This window comes from Lysinibacillus sp. NPDC097214 (assembly GCF_050277945.1).
In the GTDB taxonomy this organism is placed as follows: Bacteria; Bacillota; Bacilli; order Bacillales_A; family Planococcaceae; genus Lysinibacillus; species Lysinibacillus xylanilyticus_B.
In genome coordinates this window covers 143,649-165,501 of sequence record NZ_JBNNSS010000002.1, presented here as the reverse complement: position 1 = coordinate 165,501, position 21,853 = coordinate 143,649, and the positions used below count along the sequence as shown (strand labels likewise).

The following is a 21,853-nucleotide window of genomic DNA, read 5'->3' as shown; positions in this document are numbered from 1 at the left end:
ATTTCGTATACTAGTTGTTAGGATAAAAAGTAAATTAGGGGGAATAGGAAATTGAGATTGGAACGTTTTGCTTCAAAAGAGGATTTATACGCTCGTGCAGTAGACATTATCGTGAATACTAAAAATGAGGGTGCAACAACGTTCGGTCTAGCTACAGGTGGTACAATGGAACCGTTATACAGTAAAATTTGTGAGACTGATATCGATTTCACGAATTGTATTAGCTTTAATCTAGATGAATACGTTGGACTAAGTGCTAAACATGACCAAAGTTACGCATATTATATGTACAAACATTTATTCCGCAACAAACCATTTAAAGAATCTTATTTACCGAATGGTTTAGCTAATAATCCTACAGAGGAAACGGCAAGCTATGAATCATTATTACAGCAGCATCCATTAGATTTTCAATTGCTTGGGATCGGACAAAACGGACATATCGGTTTTAATGAACCAGGCACATCATTTGATTCGTTAACACATCTTGTAACGCTTGAAGAATCAACACGTCAAGCGAATGCACGTTTCTTTGATTCAATTGATGACGTTCCAACCGAAGCATTTACGATGGGGATTCAATCGATCATGCGCGCTAAGTGCATTTTGTTAATCGCTGTTGGAGAAGCAAAACGTGATGTAGTAGAACGCGTGCTTGCGTCTGAATATACAGAAGATGTCCCGGCAAGTGCATTAACAAAACATCCTAATGTCATTATATTAACAGATTTACAAAAAGAGGAGAATGAACAATGAAAACAAAACAATTTACAGTAGTAGACCCACTAGGTATTCACGCACGTCCAGCTAGCCAATTAGTAGCAGCAGCTACACCATTTGCTTCTTCTATCGAGTTACAGACAGAACAAAGAACGGCCAATTTAAAATCTATTTTAGGTGTTATGGGATTAGCCCTAAAACAAGGTTCAATATTTACATTACACGTAGAGGGGGAGGATGAAGAACAAGCGTTTACTGCATTAACAAAATTAATTTCAGAAACGGGGCTAGCACAATGATCCAACTCAAAGGTATTGCCGCATCTGACGGCATTGCCATTGCAAAAGCTTATTGTTTAGTACAACCGGATTTATCGTTTGCGAAAACAACTATTCAGGATATTGATGCAGAGCAGCAACGCTTAATGGCCGCGCTTGAAAAAACAGCAGAAGAGTTAGCCGCTATTCAACAGCTAACGCACGAAAAGTTAGGGGCAGAAGAAGCAGCTATTTTCGGTGCACATCTACTTGTCGTAAAAGATCCAGAATTAATTGGACCGATCAAACAAAAAATTGCTGAAGAAGCTGTGAATGCTGAATATGCATTGAATGAAGTTTCAACGATGTTTGTATCATTATTTGAAGGTATGGATAACGAATATATGAGTGAGCGTGCTGCAGATATTAAAGACGTGTCAAACCGCGTTTTAGCGCATCTGCTCGGTGTACATATTCCAAATCCAAGCAATATTAATGAACAGGTGATTGTTGTAGCAACTGATTTAACTCCTTCTGAGACAGCACAATTGGACCGTAACTTTGTACTGGGCTTTACAACAGATATTGGTGGTCGTACATCACACTCTGCCATTATGGCACGTTCACTAGAAATTCCAGCCGTTGTAGGGACAGGTACAGCAACTGAGGCCATTCAAGATGGTGATTTATTAATCGTAGATGGTTTAACAGGGGATGTACTTGTGAACCCAACAGAAGATGTGGTTGCAACCTATAGAAAAAAAGCGGAAGACTTTACTGCACAACAAGCAGAATGGGCAACATTACGAAACGAAAAAACGATATCCAAAGATGGCGTTCAAGTTGAGTTAGCCGCAAACATTGGGTCACCAAGTGATTTAGAGGGTGTTCTACGTCACGGTGGTGAAGGAATCGGTTTATATCGTACTGAATTTTTATATATGGGACGAGACAACTTACCATCTGAGGAAGAACAATTTACCGCATATAAAATGGTCTTAGAAGGAATGGACGGTAAAGCGGTTGTCATTCGAACACTCGATATTGGTGGAGATAAACATTTACCATATTTACCACTCCAAGAAGAAATGAATCCGTTCCTAGGCCATCGTGCGATTCGTCTATGTTTAGAGTATCAAGACATTTTCCGCACACAATTGCGTGCATTACTACGAGCATCCAATTACGGTAACTTAAAAATTATGTTCCCTATGATCGCGACTTTGCAAGAATTCCGTGACGCGAAAGCGATTCTTTTAGAAGAAAAGGAAAACCTACTTGCACAAGGCGTAGCGGTAAGTGAGATTGAGATTGGTATTATGGTCGAAATTCCATCAACAGCAGTGATGGCAGATGTTTTTGCGAAAGAAGTGGACTTCTTCTCGATTGGTACAAATGATTTAATCCAATATACGATGGCAGCGGATCGTATGAATGAAAAAGTATCTTATTTATATCAACCTTATAATCCTGCGATTTTACGTTTGATTAAAATGGTCATTGATGCGGCTCACAAAGAACAGAAATGGGCTGGTATGTGTGGTGAAATGGCAGGGGATGAATATGCTGTACCGCTATTACTTGGTTTAGGTCTAGATGAATTTTCTATGAGTGCAACATCCATTTTAAAAACGCGTTCCTTAATTAAACATTTATCCGTTGCGGATATGCGAGCATTAGCAACAGAAGCATTACAATTAACGACATCTGATGAAATATTAGATAGAGTGAAGCAAGCTATTCATTAATTGAAAAAGTAGTTGAAGATGGAGATCTTCAACTACTTTTTTATATGAATAATCTTTGTGAATATTTTGTTAGAAAAGGATGTAAGTTGAAAATAGATTTCGATATAATGAATGAAAAACTAAAGAGGCCGATTTATGGAAACAGAATGGTTACGAACTTTTATAGTTGCTGCGAAAACAGAGAATTTTCGTGAGACGGCAGAACAACGTTTTATGACACAATCAACAATATCGAAGCATATTCAGCATTTAGAAAAAGAACTACAAACAACACTTTTTGAAAGACAGGGGAAGCAAGTGAAATTAAATCATATCGGTGCTCACTTCCTTCCACACGCAAAGAAAATAATGGCAACGATTGATGAAAGTTTACAAAATACAGTTTCCTTTTTGAATGGTTTCACGTCCCAGTTAACAATTGGTGTTGCACCACAAATCGCCAATTCTACATTGCCAGTCATCATTCATGCATTTCAGCAGCAAAACCCTTCCATTCAACTAACGATCGAATTGTTAAAGTCCAATGAAATCGGGGAAGGTGTACATGCAGGCAAAATAGATATCGGTTTATCAAAATTAACATCGACACGTGACATTAACACGATCCTTCTCGCACAGGAACCGCTTCAATTGATTGCTCCGATATCCAAAAAGGCGACAGATGCACGGACTCTTTTACAGCAGGAAACAATATTAACACATGAATATGCACCTTATTGGCAAGACATACAACAAGTACTACAACAATTTCCAGGCTATAAAATAATGAATATTAATCAAACAGAAGTAATAAAAAACTTTGTCAAGCAAGGATTAGGGATTGCCTTTTTACCAAAAAGTGTAATAGAGGCAGAATCTCACCAGCAATTGCTTCATAGTTATTCGTTAAAGGAATGTTCCCATATTGTTTCGAATACCTATTTTTTATCGAAATATGTAACAGCGGATATAGAGGCGTTTTTAGCAGTTTGTCATTCCGTCTACGAAGGGAAGATATCACTAGAATACTAATAAATAATGCTTGAAAATGTTGGATTAAAAACATTTGGGCTTTGTTTTTATTTTAAAACACCTCCCTAACCTAGTAAGGATAATCGTAAAGATTACCTTTAGAAAGAGAATTATTGACATGCGGTTGGGGTTTATAATTGAAAGGCGGTTATTGTCATGAAATTGGATTTAATGAAATTGTTTGATGGATATGTTAGAAACTATCATACTTTTAATCTAACAATACATCATGGAAAGCACTCATTTACTATGACTGAAATCGGGCATTTTTCAAGGTTAGGTTCAATGTTGGGGTTTTTTCCATACACAGAAGACACTTGTAACGCTACGAATAGACCAATGGACTTAACATGGTGGGATAATTATGATGGCGAGTATTGGCATGACTTTGTATTACACCTAGAACGTGAAAACTATTTCAAAAAAGATGAAGAAACTTTGGACAAGCTTTTTTGTGAACGTGAGTATACTCCATCTAATATTATTGGGATAATGAATGTTCGAAATCATGAAAGAATTGAGGAATTGCTTTCACAAGCAAAAACTATGTGCAAAGTTGATAACGCTTTGCTAATTTTCAAAACAACTTCTAGCGGAAAGAGTCAAAAATATTTTGATGAAGTTCATGCTTATTTACTAAATACGAGAAAAATTGTTGAATCTAAAACTGCTTACGTTTCTGATATTTCTGGGACTTTATATATGTATTATGAAAATGAAAAGTGACTGCTATTATTATAGGCTCCTATCGTAAGTTTCCTTATTATAGCGCCATAACAAATATAAGAATAAATAGCACCACGAGGGGCTTAGAATAAGTAGCGGAGGAAATATATGATTGAACAATTGTTGGATGAAATACCTTTACTTAAAGACTATCGAGAGTTGAAGAGAATGAATAAGGGGTTTTCTTCAGATGAAAAGTATTGCATTTCTCTTAAAAATAACGATAAAAAATATATGATACGAGTGTTCCCAATTGGTCAATTTGAAGTTAAAGAAAAGGAATTCGCACTATTAAAAACAATCGAGACTTATACAACTAAAACAATAAAAGCGATTGAGATTGGAAAGATGCAAGGTCACGGTTATATGGTAACCACGTATATGGATGGAAATGATGTTGAAGATGAATTGTTAGTATTAACAGAAGAAGAACAATATCAATTAGGGTTTGAGGCAGGGCAAGAGCTCTTGAACCTACATAAGTTACAAGCACCAAAACATATAGAATCATGGTATGAACGGAAAAGTATAAAGCATAGACACTATGTAAAGACATATCTAGCATGCCCAATAAAAATTGATCGGGATGAAAAAATCCTACAATTTATAGACAATCATATGTCGTTGATGGAGAATCGACCCAATCTATTTCAACATGATGACTATCATCCCAGTAATTTAATTGCACAAAAAGGGAAATTCAAAGGAATTATTGATTTTGGGAGATATGATTGGGGTGATCCGATTCATGAATTTGTGAAAATCGGTATTTTCACACGAAATATAAGCGTACCTTTTTCCATTGGTCAAATAAAAGGTTATTTTAATGGTGAAGAACCAAGTAATGAATTTTGGACTTTATATAGTCTTTATTTAGCCATGTGTGTATTTTCAACAGTTGTTTGGACATTAAAAACAATACCAGAAGATATGGATAATATGGTAAATAGAATTCATATTTTCCTAGAGGATCATCAGTATTTTACTAATGTAAAACCATGTTGGTATAAATAATTCAAAGACAACTATAATGAACAATTCTCCTTCAAAGACTGCAAAAGAAAGGGGATTGTAGTAAAAAACAATAAGTGAAATCTACTTACAATATTTCGCATTTCTCCCGTTAAAATAAACAACCTCTTGCTTTTGTTTTTGGTTGCACAGGAGATAAGCGAATTTTTTTGATTTCGTTAATGGGAATGTGCTTTTATGTATAATAAAGCAGATAAAGCAAATTTTCTTTTAAATATATATAGAAAGAGTGAAAAAAATGATTGGTGCAACATTATTATTTATCCTCGCAGGTATTGGCGAAATTGGAGGCGGCTATTTAATTTGGCTTTGGTTAAGAGAAGGTAAACCATTTTACTGGGGCATTTTAGGTGGGATTGCGTTGGCTTTATATGGAGTTGTCGCTACTTTTCAATCCTTCCCAACCTTTGGAAGAGTCTACGCAGCCTACGGAGGTGTCTTTATTGTCCTTTCTATTTTGTGGGGCTGGGGAATAGACGGAGAAAAACCAGACATTTTGGATTGGGTTGGAGCAGGTATTTGTTTGATTGGTGTAATGGTGATTTTATTACCTCGTTCATGATGGGGAGAATGGGACCTTCTACTATTTTTATGAGCCTTCACAATTTGAGTAAAATCATCATTGTGAAGGATTTTTTATTTTTTATTTTAATGTGTGTCTAAACACCTGCTGAAAAAAATAAAAATTTTTGTAACGAATCATCTTTAATAGCTATATATAAGTGTCCACCGTTAGAAGTCTAGAGAGAGGGGGGAGGAAAGTGGAGGATTTAAGTGAAATTTACAAATCTTATGCAGATGAAGTAAAACGGTTTCTTATTTGTTTAACAACGAATGTCGATTTAGCTGAGGAATTGACGCAAGAAACATTTTATCAAGCTGTGAAGTCAATTGACCGATACAACGGTGAATGTAAGATGTCTGTTTGGTTATGCCAAATTGCAAAGCATACATACTATAACCATTTAAAAAAGGCAAAACGTTATAGTCTTAGTAGTGTAGAACAAATGATGGAAATGGGGTTGGATGTTCCATCTAATGCGGCATCACCAGAAGTGGAGCTTGTAAAACGTAATACATTTATTTTATTACATAGAGAAATTCATCTTTTAAAAGAACCGTATCGTGAAATATTTTTGCTTAGAACTTCCGTCCATCTTAGTTTTAAGGAAATTGGAGAGATATTCGATAAAAGCGAGAACTGGGCAAGGGTAACCTATTATCGAGCCAAATTAAAATTGGTAGAAAGGGTCCGAGGTGATCAGGATGAACTGTAATATAATAAAAGATTTATTCCCCTCTTATATTGATGGTATTTGTAGTGAAGATACTTCTAGAGTTGTCGAGGAACATATCCATCATTGTGAAGAGTGCCGATTGTACCTAGAAGTGATGGAGCAGCCAACAAATACTATTCTGGCAGAAGAAGTCATGGTAGCAAAGGCGCCTTTTAAAAGAATTAATAAAAAGCGTCGTATTCAAGTGTTTATTTCCATTTTGATTACTTTTATTATCACAATTATAGGCTCTCTAGTCGTTCAAGAAGTAGGAGCTGTACGTCAAATCTTTTTTCCAATGAGTACTGCTACTGTCAATTTAACAGATGATAAAGAAGAGTGGAATACATTATATTTTGACGATAAGGATTATATAAAGTTCGATAGTATCTTTTGGAACAAAGAAATCGTTAATCATGCAAATAATAATAGTGAAGTACTTCTAAGAATTAAAGATGCAAATGGTCATGTTATAGTAGATGAATTTCACATATCGCCCGGGAAAAGCAAGAAATTGGAGGGATTAAAGAAGAACGTAAACTATTACCTCGAGATAAAAGCAAAAAAAGGCCGATTTTTCATTAATGTAGTTTAAAAATAACATATTAGAGGGTTTTTAGAATATGAATCGAATATTTATAAGTAATGCCAAAAAGTTTGGAGGTCGCAATTTTGCTACTTTACTTTTGATATCTATCATCTACCTAAAAACTTTCAAAATAATTTAGGAGCTGATATATGATGATATACAAAAATTCTCTTGATGGAATTTCCGATGATATGTTGACTGGCTTTTTTGTGGATTGGCCGAATCCTCCAAATCCTCAAACTCACTTAAAGTTGCTAAAAAACAGTAGTAAAGTAGTTATTGCTTTAGACGATCATACGAACCATGTAGTTGGATTTATTACAGCGATTAGCGACGGAGTTCTATCTGCCTTCATTCCGTTTCTTGAAGTTTTGTCAGAGTATAAAAACAAAGGTATTGGCAAGGAATTAGTCAAACAAATGTTACAGGAACTTGATGATATTTATATGGTTGATTTGTGTTGTGACGATGACTTAGTTCCTTATTATGAGGAGTTTGGCATGATCAAATCAAACGGTATGCTCGTTAGAAATTACGAAATGCAGTCAGGAGTTTCAAACAAATAAATAGATAGAAAAACGCTTGGATATTTTCCAAGCGTTTTTTCGTGCTTAATTATTCGTCAATGCTTTCTGCGATTTTATGTGTGAAATGATTATTATTTTTTTACAGATACAAAGCGTAATCTGCAATAATCAGCAACCCATCGATGCTCCTGATAAAACGTTGGCTTTAATAATTGTTCGCATTTTGCATAAATCTGTTCTTTTTCAGTTTCTGATAAATGCTGGAGCATATTAGTACTGAACATCACTAGCCAATTCCGTAGCCCATCCTCGCCCTGAAGCGGTGTTGGTCGTTCATATAGTGAAATCATTTCAACTGTAAAACCTGCACCTTCCAACTTCGACTGGTATTCTTCTACAGTTGGAAAATACCACGGGAAATTTTCCTCTATATAGGGTAGTTTATATTCTTCCATACTTTTTTGAAGCGCCCAAACAATAGAAGCGATATTACCATGTCCACCCATTTCAGCGACGAAACGGCCACCTTGTTTAAGTGAAGTGTAAATATTTTTAATGACTTCATCCGGCTGTTTCATCCAATGTAATGCAGCATTTGAAAAGGCTGCATCGAATTGATTTGTTAGGTGAAGTGCTGTTGCATCCATTATATGAAACGTAATGTTTGGGTATTTTTGCTGTGCAGTGGTAATCATGTCGTGGGAGGAATCTACCCCAAGAACATTGGCACCAAGAGCTGCAATTTCATGGGCTAAATCACCTGTACCACAGCCGACATCTAAAATGTCTTCATTTTTTTGTGGGGCAAGCAAATCCACTAAGCTTCCTCCAAATTTTGAAACAAAGTCATGTTTTTTATCATATAAATTGGCATTCCATTTTGTTGTCATTTCCCTCATCTCCTTTGGTTGAGCATAACAGAGAGTTTAATTGAACAGAAATGCTTAAAATGATTAGTTTTGATTCTAAATTGGAATATAGGGAGAATGTCATCTCTCAATTAATTCATTTTTTTATTTCGTTAAATGGAAGCATTATACAAAAATAATATATAAGTCTTTTGTTATAGGTGAATTGGAGGTATAATTTACTTTATATTGCAAAATTCGGAAAGTGGATGCGATTGTTATTTCGAGAAAATTAAATAACAAAGTTTAATTGCACAATTTAAATGAGGGCGGGTTTTTTTATGTGGATTTTTTTGGGGGGCATAATAATAGGACTTTTACTAATATGTTTACGCCTACATTATCAAAAATCTAAACTACAACAAAAAGTAGAGTTATTAGAACCACTGGTGGAATCGGTTGAAAATATACGTGATATTTTATATTACTGTGAGACGTATCCTAAGTTGAAATATCTATATTTAAGTCCTACTGTCAATAATCTCCTTGGTCCAAATGCATTAAGGGACCATGTACAGGATCCTGATAAAGTTTTTGAAATCGTCCATCCAGATGATTATGAGATCTTAGTAAAGAAAACATTAGGGACACTTAATTTTAACCAGCCTATTACAGTACGCTTAAAAAATCATCTAGGGGAATATATTTGGTCTGAAGAATATGCTACACCTGTTTATAAAGATGGCAAGTTTGTAGCTGTACAAGGTTTATTTAGAAATATTAATGATAAAATCGTATTACAACAGCAATTAGAGTACAAATCTACGCATGATGCCTTAACAAATTTGTATAATCGTGAATATTTTCAAGCAAAGATGGCTCATTTTAACGAACGCAACGACCCGATTACAGTAGTCCTAGCAGATTTAGATGAGCTGAAATGGGTTAATGACAAATACGGACATCAAATGGGGGATAAATTAGTTTGTGAAACAGCGGCTTGTTTGGAAGCTTATGCAGATAATGACATGCTTATAGCAAGAATCGGTGGTGATGAATTCTCTATTCTTATTCCAAATAAAAGCGTTTTACAAGTCGAGCGATATTTAAAAAACGTTGAGATGAAAATGCAAAAAGACTATAAAGATTTGCCGTTCTCATCGATTAAAATTTCTATCGGATATGAATATAGCAACTCCTCTTACGGCGTTATGGAGCAGTTGTTTAGCCAAGCAGATGAGAAGATGTATGAAAATAAGAAGAAAAGAAAATTATTAAACGAAAAGGTTGAGCCTTTTATTTTGACGCAGTAAACCGCACTTAAATGCATTACGGAGAACCGTATCATAAAAAAACGCGGTTTATTAAAAGAACCATCTAGATTAAATTTGACAACAATAGAAAATCTCTAGTAAACAAAGTAAGCACCTTGTTTACTAGAGATTTTTATTGTAATTATTTAATTAAAATGCTCTTGTTTTTAGCGTTCCATAGTACACTTTTACCAAGTTCTTCACTTACAAAGCGGAGTGGAACAAATGTCGTGCCATTAATGACTTCAGGTTTTACTTGAAGTCTCTTAGAATTGCCATTAACAGTTACATAATAGCTATCAGTATTTAATACGATTTTTGAACCGTTTAACTGTACTGTAATCTCATTATTTTTAGAATTCCAGTTAACTTTTGCACCAAGCTCTTCACTTACAAAGCGTAAAGGAACTAAGGTTGTTTCTTGTTTAGTGAAAGGTGCAACAGCAAGTGTTTTACTTTTACCATTAATATAGGCTGTTTTACTATTTAAATATAATAAAATCTCGTTGCTTTTTGTTGTTGCATTTGGATAACCAGCAGTTAAAGTATACGTACCAGAAGTGTATTGATCACCCCAATAGTCAGCGTAAACTTCGATATAGTATGTGCCGGCTGCTAAATATTTTGAATAAGACTGTGAGCTAGAATCCAACAATTTTTTATTTGCATCATAAATTTTAAAACGTGCTGGCGCTGAAGTATTGGATAACGAGATGTTAACATTTCCTTCTTTATTTAACGTAATTGAATAAAAATCAATATCATTGCTATTTGACATTTGAGATTTGATTGGAGCATTTGATTTGATAGGGAAAGCATTTTCAAGCGTATCATTAGGTTCAAATGTTGATGGATTGTGCTCTTTAGAATTTGTAGAATAAGTCGCAATTAAATCATACTTACCAGAAGAGTAGTGATTATCCCAATAGAAATCATAAACTTCAATATAATAAGTACCAGCTTTTAAAGGTTTGAAAAGAGATGAGTTACTGCTAGCAATTAAATTTTTATTACTATCATATAGGTTAAATTTGATTGGTGCAGATGTATTTGCTAAATAAATATAAACATCACCATTGTCTACAGTCGTAGTAAATTTGTAAAAATCAACATCATTATTATTTGAAATTAAAGAAGAAATCTTTTTTCCTGACTGAATAGGGAAAGCATTTTCACGCGTATCATTAGGTTCAAATGTAGTCGAATCATGAGTTACATTTCCACTACTATACGTCGCTTTAATTTCATAAGAACCGCTAGAATAGCTATTACCCCAATCGTAAGCATTAACTTCAATATAGTATGTACCAGCTTTTAAAGTTTGGAAAGAAGATGAGACATTCCAAGCAATTAAATTTTTATTACTATCATATAGAGAGAATCTGATTGGCGCAGTTGTATTTTCTAAATAAATATTAAGATCACTATTATCTTGCTTAGTATTAATTTGATACCACTGTGATTCATTTGAAGATGTTAGGGCGTTTGAATGTGTGTTGCCAGATTCTAAATTAACCGTACTTGATGCATGACTTGTTGAAGCAAATCCAATCATAGCAAACATCACAAGAAATAAACTTAAAATATGTTTTTTCAATAATGCCACTCCTTTAAAATTATATTGTATTATTATACAAAAAACATACAGATAAATAACTATTAAATCAATAAAAGGATATATTATCCTAGTTTTGAAAGGCATGTCTTAAAGTGAAAAATGCCAAGTAGCTAATGAAAATTAAATTTCCCTTTATAAAAAAATAGTATAAATTTTAATTTTTAATAAATTATTGATGAATGTTAATGAATAATGTAGTAGGATAGTACATTTTATGCGGCAGTTTATTATAGATGGACAACCAGCGACTTTTTACCCTAAATATATGGTGGATTAAGGTGCAGATAATAATGGTTATATCCAAACCGACCTTGCGAAAGAATGTATATTTCGTTAGGTCTTTTTGGCGTGTGTAAATTTGTTTGCTTTGGAGGGTGAGCCTTCCAAGCTAAACAAAAAAATATCACCCTCATGTAATGGTGATAAGCCAATATTTTTCAAAGTTTTAGATATATTATTTAGTGCGTTGTATTGTGTTACCAAGGTCTTGTTGCTTTTCTTGGCATTGCCTTATCGGCGAATGCACTTACGAATGGGGTAGGTGCAGGATTACTTGGTCTTTCACCGCTTGTCATCTCGATAACTGCTGCAATTGGTAGTTTTATTACTGTTTGGATAGGGGTTAAGGTAGGAAGTAAAGTAGCAGATGTTCGAATCGGTTCATTTACTTTAGGGCAATTTGGAACAATTATTAGTGGAGTCATTTTATTAGTAATCGCTTTTGCAGCATTCTTTTAACTTCTTTCAGCGGAATCGGGAGGGATCCGTACGCAATTATGCAAAGGCATAATTGATCTAAAGTGTTGACAAAATGTCAACGTAATAATACACTTTTTGAGAATGATATATTCATATTAGACGGCTGCGTGAAGTCATGTTAGTCATTGTAAGAAGGGAGAATCGAAAATGGCTGAACAGAGAAACAGTAGTACTCTTGGTTTATTGCTGAGGGAGTTGTTGAAAGAACGTTCATTATCTATGCGGAAGTTTAGTGAACTCACTGGAGTCGACACAGCTACGATCTCACGGATAATAAATGGAAAAAGAAAGGCGACACCACAACATTTAGAAAATTTTGCTGACTGCCTTGGTGTTCCGTTAATCAATCTTTTTGAAGCAGCAGGATACCCAATTGAACAAAGACAAGAAGAGCCAGAAGCAGAACCAGATTCAGATATCCATACGTCTGTTGACTCAATACAAGCTTTTCTTAAGTCTTCAAATGTGTACGATGATGATTTTTCGGTGGCAAATGTTGAACAGAAATTAGAAAGCTATGGACTCTATGCGCAAACAGAAGAAGGTAAAAATTCGATACTTAAGGATTTTGATGAAAAAATTAAGAGTGTAGGAAGCATAGGTCCGTTTATAAGCAAATTAAAAGAGTTATACGAGAAATTCACATTGGGGAGGGGCACAATTTTTGAACTAACTATAATTGGAAGTACATTATTATATTTTATAATCCCTGTAGATGTTATACCGGATTATTTATTTCCGATTGGTTATTTAGACGATGCAATAGCTGTGCAACTTACTACAAAGGCATTACTAAAAAAATAACTTAGACTTAAGTGATAGGTGGATTTATTTATGAAAAGAAGCAAAAAGAGCCGTAAATGGCTAAGGAATTTCTTCTTAGCATTCGCATTAGTAATCGTAACAGGGATTATTTATGGGGTTTACCAATACAACAGCGGATTGGCTATGGCAGACGATAGTCATATTAAAGATAACGAAAAGGCGTATGACCCATTTGAAGGTGCGGATGTGCAATTTGGTCAAATTAATGTGCTATTAATGGGAAGTGACGCTAGAGACGAGGATGGTAGATCAGATACGTTAATGATTGCACACTATGATCAAACGACGAATGATGTAAAACTTATTTCTATCATGCGAGATACGTATGTTGACATCCCAGGGCACGGAATGAATAAAATAAATTCTGCTTTTGCTTTTGGAGGTCCTGAACTTGTAAGGAAAACAATTAAGCAAAATTTTGATATTGATGTTAATTACTATGCTCTCGTGGATTTTAAAGGATTCCCTAAAATTATAGATCTTTTAGCACCGGATGGGATTGAAGTTGATATTCCTTATGAAATGTCCTATGGAATTGGTATGACCTTACATCCTGGAAAACAAACTTTACATGGTGACGGCTTATTAGGCTATGTACGATTCCGCCACGATCGTTTAAGTGATTTTGGACGAGTGGAACGCCAACAAGAGGTTTTAACGAAGGTGAAAGAACAAATCGGTGTTTCAAGCTTAATGAATTTGCCAAAATTACTTGGTGTTGCAGATTCATACTTTGATACAAATGTTGATAATAAAACAATCCTTACTATTGGAAAAGGGATTGTGAATGGAAAATCTAGTATGGACACTTTACGAATTCCTGTTGCAGACTCTTATGAAGATAAACGTACGAATGTAGGAGATGTTTTAGATATTAACTTAGATAAGAACAAACAGGCATTAGAGGAGTTTTTATCATCGAAGGACAGTGAAAAATGACGCCGTTTCTTCAAACGAATTAAGTAGTTAGCAGGAAATACACATTAAAATTAGAGTATGTTTTGAACAACTTTTTCAAAACATACTCTTTTGTTATTTTATTAGTTCCTACATCATTTCTATCTTTTTTTTGGACAAAAATCACTAATGCTACATATCTAAAATTCTTTCATTTTTTGTTCAAGCAAATTCAATAACCGTCCTTCAATCATGTTTTGATCATATAGAAAGGGAAAACGTCAATTTAACATTAATTTCGATGAACCGTATCATAAGTAAGTGAGGTTTTTTAGAAAAATAGTACAGCACCTCCCCAAATAGTGGAATAAGTGTTTTTTTGTTGTTTGGCCGTATAAAAAGAATGAACTCCTTATGAGAACAGAATAGTGATAAAGCAGAGGATAGAAGTTCCTCTGGATAGCAAGGTTCTAAAAAATTGATTTAAACCAAAGAATTCCGTCAAAATGTCATTGATGATTCGGACTTATTGGAGCGATACGTGAACAATTTATTAGATAATGAGGTTAGACATACACCTCGCCATGGGAAGATTTTTGTAGAATGCTATACACAAAGATATTGTCCAAATAATACTATAGTAAAATTAATGTATTTGACTATATCTAAATTTCTTCTTCGAATAAGATATATTATTCTAAATTGAAAAGATGGTGGTATAATGTCAAATCAACGAGGTCATAAAGATAGTAATGATGAGTCTAATTCCAAGGAATTACAAAGCGGTGTGGAAAGTAAAAATGAAAAAGTAAGGATTATTGTAAAAAAAGATGGAGAAGAAATTAGGACTGATTCTCCTGTATCGGATAAGTTAAAGCTTGTAATTGTTATAAATAATCAGTTCACTAGTGCACCTAATACCACGCAAATTGCAAGTGGGGCAGGAAGAAATAGTGCAGCTGGTAGTAATGCTGCAATAGATTCCTCGAATACCGATCAACAGCAAAGTGTGGGAGCACAAGGGGTAGCTAGAAACAGCGGTATGGAGGGGGAGCAGACTGAACCTCACGAACAGCATTTAGACTCGGATGGTGACGAAGAAATTGTTATCATCATCAATAATCAGATAGATAATGGTCAAAAACAGTCCTCAGCTACTCAGGTAGCAAGCGGAAGCGGTTTAGATAGTACGGGAGGAACTAATTCAGCCATAGGAAGTTCTAATACGAAGCAGCAGCATGCGGTTGGTGGAGGCGGTCGTGCAATAAATGAGGGTGAGAATGGTGATCAAGAGGAAAAGTAACAATTCAAAGTAACAATTCATTGGAAAAGTTAAAAAGGATTAAAATATAATTATCTACGTAAACTTAAAGAGAATTGATCCCATAGCTTATAGATAGTTAAGAATCAGTTTTTTATTTAATCAGAAGGATAACATCTGGGCCATATCATATTTCTAGTTTTTTAGACTCGGCAGTAAAGTTAACCATTGAAAGAATGGGTAGTAAATATTTATTCTCCTTTTTCATAGAATGAATATTCTATAGTTTTTACCTATAGGAAACGTAAATGCAGTTCTATCTCTCTTTTTAGATGATAGTAAAGCAGCGACTAATAGCGAATAGCTGACATGCTTAGGGCCAGAATAATGTATGAGTACATTTGATCGAAAACCTCATTTAGATACGTTACGATGAACCGTATCATAAGTAAGTGCGGTTTTTTTAAATAAGTCATAAAGAACATTAATTATTAATGTTCTTTATGACTTATTTCATTTTTTTGTAAGGTTAGCTTGAAATTTAACTAAGTAACTTCATATAGAAGGGTAAGTTTTTTACGCCTACGTTTGTGGATTTAAATTAAGATACAGAGAGAGTTTGTTTAAATGATAAACACTTAAAAAAGAAGAATTTTATTGATTGGTATAAAAACATAATAGAAGGAGGCATTCCTAAATTTAATGTTAGGATGCCTCCGGTAGCTTTTTATAAGTGCTTAACTTTACTTTTCTACCTTTCGATATTCCGTATATTCGCCTTCATATTCGGCAAGGCCTAAATGATTGCAAGAGCCGTACATATTTTCAACATGGATTTCATCATAATATTTAACTAAATCAATTGAGAAGCCATTTAACTCATATGATGCCACATCATCAGAAATTAGCTGTGCGTCACGTGTTGTATAGTTATAATGCCATGGCATTTGGTAGCCAAATAAATTTCCATTTGTAGGGTCATAGCGATAGCCATTAACAGATGTAAAAGTAATTTTTGTCGGTGTCACTTTATCAATACGAAGTGATGTTTCTACACCTGATCCTGTAAAGCCTGAATTATAGTAATAGCCTAACCAATGTGAGCGCTCTCCTTGCGAAGATCCTTCTGGATAAATTGATACATCATGTGAATCTTGATCCCAAGAAACTGTCGCCCCTAATGCTTCACTAATAAAGCGTAATGGCACTAATGTTATCCCTGATTTTATAATCGGTGCTACTGACACAGCTAATGGGTTGCCGTTAATTTTTGCTTTTTTTGACCCGACCATTAGCCAAACCGTTTTCGTGCTATTTTTCGTTGTAATCGTTTTATCTTTCGCATTCCAGTTCACTGTTGCATCTAATGTTTCAAATACGCCTTGCAGTGGTACTAACGTTACGCCAAGTACGATTCATATGAGGCGTTAAAACAAGCGATTGATGACTATATTGATTTTTATAATCATGATCGTTATCAGAAACATTTAAACGGCTTGAGCCCTTTAGAATTCAGGGCACAAGCCGCTTAACGCATTTTTATTATTTCCACTGTCTACTTGACAGGGAGCAGTTCAAATTCATCAGCTACCAATCTTATTTTTCAAGCTTTGTTAATGTTTTTCCGCTCCAACCAAAGATGATTGTCAAAATTGGTCCGAGTAGACAGAAGAAGGTAAATGGTAGGTAAGATGTTGTTGGTATATCTAGTACACTAGCAATAAAAATACCGCAAACACTCCAAGGAACTAGAGGATTGACTACAGTACCAGCATCCTCCATAACACGGGATAAATTTTTAGGTGCAAGTCCTACCTTCTCAAATTGTGCTTTAAATGCTTCACCAGTTAGTAGGATGGATAAATATTGCTCACCAATTAATGTGTTTACACCAATCCCTGTAATGGCTGCACCTGTAATAACAGAGCCAGCACTTTTAAATAAGCTCTCCACCTTCGCTAAAATACTTTGAATAATGCCGAGCGTAAATAGAAGACCGCCCATTGTTAATGCTAATAAGACTAAGGCAATTGTAAATAGCATACTGTTCATACCACCGCGAGACAGTAAAGCATCTACACCTTTATTACCCGTACTAGATACATAGCCTTCAAAAAGGATTTTAAAGACATTGGATAGGGCAATCGGTTCTTGTATGTAGGCAAGTCCAACGCCAATAATTGAGACGACTGCGAGTGTGATAAGTGCAGGTGCTTTATAAAAAGTCATAATAACAAGAACAACAATCGGCAATAATGTATACCAATGAATAAGTCCAGTTGACAGTAATCCCTCTTTAAATTGCTCAACTGTATCAAATGAAGTATTTCCACCTGTTGGCGATATGATTGCATAAAGGACGAATGAGATGACGAAAGCTGGAATCGTTGTCCAACCCATATTTTTAATATGCTCGAAAAGATCTACACCTACTGTACCAGATGCAAGATTTGTTGTATCCGAAAGGGGAGACATTTTATCTCCAAAGAAAGCTCCAGAAACAATTGCACCAGCCGTTATAGCTAAAGAAATGTCCATTGCACCGGCGATTCCCATAAAGGCAACGCCCACTGTTGCTACAGTAGTTAAAGAACTACCAACTGAAACACCAACTATACTACAAATCAAAAATACGATGGCAAAGAAAAAGCTTGGTGAAACTGTTAAAAAGCCATAGTAGATCAGTGTTGGAATTGTACCACCCATAATCCAACTCGAAATTAAAATACCGATAAAGAAGAAAATAAAAACTGCCCCAAGTCCAGCACTTGCACCAGCAATCATACCAGCTTCAAGCTCACGGAATGGAACTTTCTTTAGTAATCCATAGGCAATTAAAAGTGAAATGACAAGAAAAATAGGTATATGGGGTGTCGCCTTTAAATACCCAATACTGAATGCCATCATGGCAATAATTAAAATTATAATAAAGCTAGCCTCGATAAATCGAGGGTTACTCTTTGCTTCAATTCGAAACATGCTAATCCTCCTAACAGTTACTTCTCCGCTTCAATGCGGTGAAGCCCAAAAGTATTATAGCACGCTAATAAATTTTGTCAATCGATTGATAAATATTGTCAATTAAATAGATAGTATTTTCCTTAATGGATACTAAAATAATCCCATGCATTTTTGACAATTAATGTACAAGTCATGATGATAAAAATAATACGCATCATTTTTGTCCCACGTTTCAACGCAAATTTTGAACCCATTATGGCACCGAAAATCATGACGAAGCCCATCGGTAGGCCATATAAAAAATTAACTTTTCCTAATAGTAAAAACATAGCCAGTGCAGCTAAGTTCGATGTGAAATTGAAGGCTTTAGCATTACCAGCGGCCTGCAAGAAATCATTGCCCGTCATTAATAAAATGAAAATAAAAAAAGAACCAGTGCCAGGTCCGAAGAAACCATCGTAAAAGCCAACAGCTGCAAAAGCGCCAACAAAGATGATTTTCTTCCTAGTACTTAATTTCCGTTCTTCAGGTTGCTGTCCCCAATCTTTCTTAAAAACCGTATAAGTGGTAACAAGGACGAGCATAACAAGCATTAGGGGCTTTAAAATAGCTGGTGATACAAGATGCACAGTATAGGCACCAATGAACGAACCAATAAAAATAAAAGGTATTATTTTTCGATTCTTTTTTACATCGACCTTGCCAGCTCGTAAAAAAGTTAACATGCTAGTCCCGTTGCTAATTGTATTTGCGAGTTTGTTTGTGGCAATCGCTGTACTTGGCGGTAAACCAACCGCCATAAGCGCAGGCAATGAAATTAATCCTCCGCCACCGACAATCGCATTTAAAAAGGATGCGATAAAGCCCAGTACTAAAAGTATGACAAGTGATAGTAAATCGATGTCCATATGAATGATACTCACAACCTTCTTTAACGCATATTGTGTAAGTTACACTTTTCTTATAACAGTACTGCGAATTGTAATAAATGACAATGTAACTTTTCTTTTTAACTTCTTTCAGCGAGTATCCAAACACCCGCTGAAATAGAGGAACTCAGTCTAGGAACGCCACGTCCTGTGGCAACGACTGAGTGACCAACATCACGTTGGCCCAAAGCCTCCGGCGGATGTCACGGAATCGGTAAGGAGTGCTTTGTGCAAGCACAAAGCCGATTCCAGACGCAATTATGCCGAGGCATAATTGATTGTAAATATCGTTTACAATTCCTTAACATTTATAAAGATGAAAAAAATAGAAAGAAAAAAAGTTTTTCAAGTATTTTTATAAAAATAAAAGAAAAATTGGGTATATTTAAAGAAAAATCGATAATTTTTGTTATCGAGTTTCCAACGTTTTCAACTTGGAAAAGTACCTAGAAATAATTGTGGCAAATTATATATTACATTTTTGTAAATTCAACTCGTTTTTGTTTAAAAATCTGTAGAAATATGTGAAAGTTTTGTTATGATGATTGCAGAAATCGACAATATTCATTCAACAGGAGGAACACAATGTTCAACTCAAACAAGCAAGATCCATTTTTTAAGGCATTGTTAAACATTTCCAAAAACGTTAAAGAAGGTATTTATTACGCTCATAACGCACGTATTGAAAATATAGATTCACTAAAAGAAATCGCAGACACAATGAAGCGATATGAAACAAGTGGAGATAAATTGATTCACGAGCTTATCGTCATGCTAAATAAATCATTTATGACACCGATCGAGCGTGAGGATATTTTAGCACTTGCTAATAAATTGGATGATGTCATTGATGGAATGGAAGGCTGTATTGCTCATTTTGACATGTATAATTTAACAGAAGTTACAGACCCGATGCGTCAATTCTTAACATATATTGCGAAAAGTACAGACGAAATGGTCCTAGCCATGGAGCTATTAAATAGTAGAAAGCTTGTTGAAATGCGTAAACATGCTATTCAAATTAAGGACTATGAGCGTGAATGTGATGAAATTTTCCGCTCTTCAATGAAGCAATTATTTATTCAAGAAAAAGATCCGATGCGCATCATGATCTTCAAGAGTATATACGAACAATTTGAAGACATTGCAGACTACTGTCAAACTGTAGCAAATACAATTGAAACAATAATTATGCGTAACGCGTAAGATGGAGAGTACGAAATGGATACGATATTACTGATAACAATATTAGTCGTTATATTCGCGCTTGTGTTCGATTTTATTAACGGCTTCCATGATACAGCCAACGCGATCGCAACTTCTGTATCAACAAGGGCATTGAAGCCACGTACAGCAATCTATATGGCTGCAATTATGAACTTCATCGGAGCTATAACATTCGTTGGGGTAGCAAAAGCATTAACAAAGGATATTGTTGACCCGTTCAGCTTAAATGCTTTTACTGGAGATACTACAGGTTCTGTCGTTATTTTAGCGGCATTATTATCAGCGATTACATGGAATTTAGTAACTTGGTACTTTGGAATTCCATCTAGTTCATCGCATACATTGATCGGTTCTGTGGCAGGTGCTGCAATCGCGGCAGCCGGCTTTAATGTATTGAACTACAGTGGCTTTATAAAAATCCTTCAAGCGCTTATTTTCTCACCATTACTTGCGTTTGCAGCTGGTTTCTTAATGATGTCATTATTTAAAGTACTATTTAAGGATATGAATTTATATCGAACGAATAAAGGCTTCCGGACAATGCAAATAGGTACAGCAGCTTTACAATCATTTACTCACGGTACAAACGATGCGCAAAAGGCGATGGGGATTATTACGCTAGCGTTAATTGCAGGAGGCCTGCATCACACAGACGATATTCCTTTCTGGGTACGTTTTGCAGCAGCATGTGCGATGGGTCTTGGTACTTCTGTAGGTGGTTATAAAATCATCAAAACAGTCGGCGGTAAGATTATGAAAATTCGTCCAGTAAACGGAGTTGCAGCTGACCTTGCTTCTGCATCCATCATTTTCGGTGCGACATTAATTCACTTACCAGTATCTACTACACATGTTATTTCTTCATCTATTATGGGTGTAGGTACAGCACATCGAGTAAGAGGTGTTAAATGGGGCATGGCGCGAAAAATTGTGACAACATGGGTAATCACAATGCCAATTTCCGCAGTCATGGCTGCAGCTATTTATTTTATCTTAAGTTTATTGTTCTAACATAATGAGGGAATGCACAAATTGCGTGCATTCCTTTTTTTATTTGATTAATTGGATAGGATTGATGGATTGATAAGGCAAGTGACGGAAAGCCAGCCCAGACCGACGGAAAGAGAAGGCGAAGAGACGGATATTCCTCTCAGAACGACGGAAAGAAATGCAGGTGACGGAAAGCCAGCCCAGATCGACGAAAACAAATGCAAGCGATGGATTGCTCACACCAAACGGCGGATATAAAAGAGAAGTGACGAAATGCCAGATCTATGGTAATTATAAAGAAAGTATAAAGTTCAGAAAAAAAGTCTTTTTACATAGTA

Annotated in this window: 21 protein-coding genes and 2 pseudogenes; 18 read left to right on the top strand and 5 right to left on the bottom strand. The window is 35.2% G+C overall.

Annotated features, from left to right (window positions below; genetic code table 11):
- The first annotated feature begins 51 nt into the window (after positions 1 to 51).
- The 10 genes from ACQKMI_RS04675 (at position 52) to ACQKMI_RS04630 (ending at position 7,926) form a co-directional block, all read left to right on the top strand.
- On the top strand, positions 52 to 756 hold the full coding sequence (locus ACQKMI_RS04675) for a glucosamine-6-phosphate deaminase (protein WP_427487524.1): 705 nt from the start codon (positions 52 to 54) through the stop codon (positions 754 to 756).
- Entirely contained in the window at positions 753 to 1,019 is a 267-nt protein-coding gene (locus ACQKMI_RS04670; protein ID WP_323646327.1) for an HPr family phosphocarrier protein, read from the top strand. The genes ACQKMI_RS04675 and ACQKMI_RS04670 overlap by 4 nt, the downstream gene beginning before the upstream one ends.
- Entirely contained in the window at positions 1,016 to 2,725 is a 1,710-nt protein-coding gene (gene ptsP / locus ACQKMI_RS04665) for a phosphoenolpyruvate--protein phosphotransferase (protein WP_427487523.1), read from the top strand. Before ACQKMI_RS04670 ends, ptsP begins: the two co-directional genes overlap by 4 nt.
- 135 nt (positions 2,726 to 2,860) lie before the next feature.
- Complete coding sequence (locus tag ACQKMI_RS04660) at positions 2,861 to 3,736, top strand: LysR family transcriptional regulator (RefSeq protein WP_427487522.1); 876 nt, start codon at positions 2,861 to 2,863, stop codon at positions 3,734 to 3,736.
- Between the two features lie 156 nt (positions 3,737 to 3,892).
- Positions 3,893 to 4,462: a hypothetical protein gene (locus ACQKMI_RS04655; RefSeq protein WP_427487521.1), complete on the top strand. Its 570-nt coding sequence runs from the start codon at positions 3,893 to 3,895 to the stop codon at positions 4,460 to 4,462.
- 108 nt (positions 4,463 to 4,570) lie between these two features.
- A complete protein-coding gene (locus ACQKMI_RS04650) occupies positions 4,571 to 5,476 on the top strand; it encodes an aminoglycoside phosphotransferase family protein (RefSeq protein ID WP_427487520.1) in 906 nt (301 codons plus the stop codon).
- Between the two features lie 256 nt (positions 5,477 to 5,732).
- Entirely contained in the window at positions 5,733 to 6,056 is a 324-nt protein-coding gene (locus tag ACQKMI_RS04645; RefSeq protein WP_427487519.1) for a YnfA family protein, read from the top strand.
- Between the two features lie 199 nt (positions 6,057 to 6,255).
- Positions 6,256 to 6,771, top strand: coding sequence for an RNA polymerase sigma factor (locus tag ACQKMI_RS04640; protein WP_427487518.1), 516 nt, complete (start codon positions 6,256 to 6,258; stop codon positions 6,769 to 6,771).
- The gene (locus ACQKMI_RS04635) at positions 6,761 to 7,366 is read left to right on the top strand and encodes a zf-HC2 domain-containing protein (protein WP_427487517.1); all 606 of its coding nucleotides are present in this window, start codon (positions 6,761 to 6,763) and stop codon (positions 7,364 to 7,366) included. The genes ACQKMI_RS04640 and ACQKMI_RS04635 overlap by 11 nt, the downstream gene beginning before the upstream one ends.
- Before the next feature lie 146 nt (positions 7,367 to 7,512).
- Complete coding sequence (locus tag ACQKMI_RS04630; RefSeq protein WP_427487965.1) at positions 7,513 to 7,926, top strand: GNAT family N-acetyltransferase; 414 nt, start codon at positions 7,513 to 7,515, stop codon at positions 7,924 to 7,926.
- A gap of 92 nt (positions 7,927 to 8,018) precedes the next feature.
- Here the strand turns inward: ACQKMI_RS04630 and ACQKMI_RS04625 are convergent, their stop codons facing one another.
- On the bottom strand, positions 8,019 to 8,777 hold the full coding sequence (locus ACQKMI_RS04625; RefSeq protein WP_427487516.1) for a class I SAM-dependent methyltransferase: 759 nt from the start codon (positions 8,775 to 8,777) through the stop codon (positions 8,019 to 8,021).
- Between the two features lie 299 nt (positions 8,778 to 9,076).
- On the opposite strand from ACQKMI_RS04625, the gene ACQKMI_RS04620 reads away from it, so the two are divergent.
- Positions 9,077 to 10,048 carry a sensor domain-containing diguanylate cyclase gene (locus ACQKMI_RS04620; RefSeq protein ID WP_427487515.1) on the top strand — a complete coding sequence of 324 codons (972 nt, stop codon included), beginning with the start codon at positions 9,077 to 9,079 and terminating at the stop codon, positions 10,046 to 10,048.
- A 142-nt stretch (positions 10,049 to 10,190) separates the two neighbouring features.
- On the opposite strand, the gene ACQKMI_RS04615 is transcribed toward ACQKMI_RS04620, so the two are convergent.
- Positions 10,191 to 11,645, bottom strand: a complete 1,455-nt coding sequence (locus ACQKMI_RS04615; protein WP_427487514.1) for a copper amine oxidase N-terminal domain-containing protein — start codon at positions 11,643 to 11,645, stop codon at positions 10,191 to 10,193.
- Between the two features lie 516 nt (positions 11,646 to 12,161).
- Between ACQKMI_RS04615 and ACQKMI_RS04610 the strand changes: the two are divergent.
- The 4 genes and pseudogenes from ACQKMI_RS04610 to ACQKMI_RS04595 form a co-directional block, all read left to right on the top strand.
- Positions 12,162 to 12,404 (top strand): annotated as a pseudogene (locus ACQKMI_RS04610) (sporulation membrane protein YtaF); the annotation flags it as partial.
- A 168-nt stretch (positions 12,405 to 12,572) separates the two neighbouring features.
- Positions 12,573 to 13,229: a helix-turn-helix domain-containing protein gene (locus ACQKMI_RS04605; RefSeq protein ID WP_427487513.1), complete on the top strand. Its 657-nt coding sequence runs from the start codon at positions 12,573 to 12,575 to the stop codon at positions 13,227 to 13,229.
- A 30-nt stretch (positions 13,230 to 13,259) separates the two neighbouring features.
- Positions 13,260 to 14,189: an LCP family protein gene (locus tag ACQKMI_RS04600; protein WP_427487512.1), complete on the top strand. Its 930-nt coding sequence runs from the start codon at positions 13,260 to 13,262 to the stop codon at positions 14,187 to 14,189.
- A gap of 745 nt (positions 14,190 to 14,934) precedes the next feature.
- The gene (locus ACQKMI_RS04595) at positions 14,935 to 15,450 is read left to right on the top strand and encodes a hypothetical protein (RefSeq protein ID WP_427487964.1); all 516 of its coding nucleotides are present in this window, start codon (positions 14,935 to 14,937) and stop codon (positions 15,448 to 15,450) included.
- Between the two features lie 701 nt (positions 15,451 to 16,151).
- On the opposite strand, the gene ACQKMI_RS04590 is transcribed toward ACQKMI_RS04595, so the two are convergent.
- Positions 16,152 to 16,823: a copper amine oxidase N-terminal domain-containing protein gene (locus ACQKMI_RS04590; protein ID WP_427487963.1), complete on the bottom strand. Its 672-nt coding sequence runs from the start codon at positions 16,821 to 16,823 to the stop codon at positions 16,152 to 16,154.
- A gap of 3 nt (positions 16,824 to 16,826) precedes the next feature.
- Between ACQKMI_RS04590 and ACQKMI_RS04585 the strand changes: the two are divergent.
- A pseudogene (locus ACQKMI_RS04585) lies at positions 16,827 to 16,940 on the top strand (IS3 family transposase); the annotation flags it as partial.
- Positions 16,941 to 17,004: 64 nt separating this feature from the next.
- Here ACQKMI_RS04585 and nhaC read toward each other — a convergent pair.
- Together nhaC and ACQKMI_RS04575 are read right to left on the bottom strand one after the other, a co-directional pair.
- Positions 17,005 to 18,387: a Na+/H+ antiporter NhaC gene (gene nhaC / locus ACQKMI_RS04580; RefSeq protein ID WP_427487511.1), complete on the bottom strand. Its 1,383-nt coding sequence runs from the start codon at positions 18,385 to 18,387 to the stop codon at positions 17,005 to 17,007.
- A 122-nt stretch (positions 18,388 to 18,509) separates the two neighbouring features.
- Positions 18,510 to 19,277, bottom strand: coding sequence for a sulfite exporter TauE/SafE family protein (locus ACQKMI_RS04575; protein WP_427487962.1), 768 nt, complete (start codon positions 19,275 to 19,277; stop codon positions 18,510 to 18,512).
- Positions 19,278 to 19,883: 606 nt separating this feature from the next.
- On the opposite strand from ACQKMI_RS04575, the gene ACQKMI_RS04570 reads away from it, so the two are divergent.
- Positions 19,884 to 20,504 (top strand): DUF47 domain-containing protein, encoded by a 621-nt coding sequence (locus tag ACQKMI_RS04570; RefSeq protein ID WP_427487510.1) that lies wholly within the window; start codon positions 19,884 to 19,886, stop codon positions 20,502 to 20,504.
- A 15-nt stretch (positions 20,505 to 20,519) separates the two neighbouring features.
- A complete protein-coding gene (locus tag ACQKMI_RS04565) occupies positions 20,520 to 21,536 on the top strand; it encodes an inorganic phosphate transporter (RefSeq protein WP_427487509.1) in 1,017 nt (338 codons plus the stop codon).
- Positions 21,537 to 21,853 lie beyond the last annotated feature (317 nt).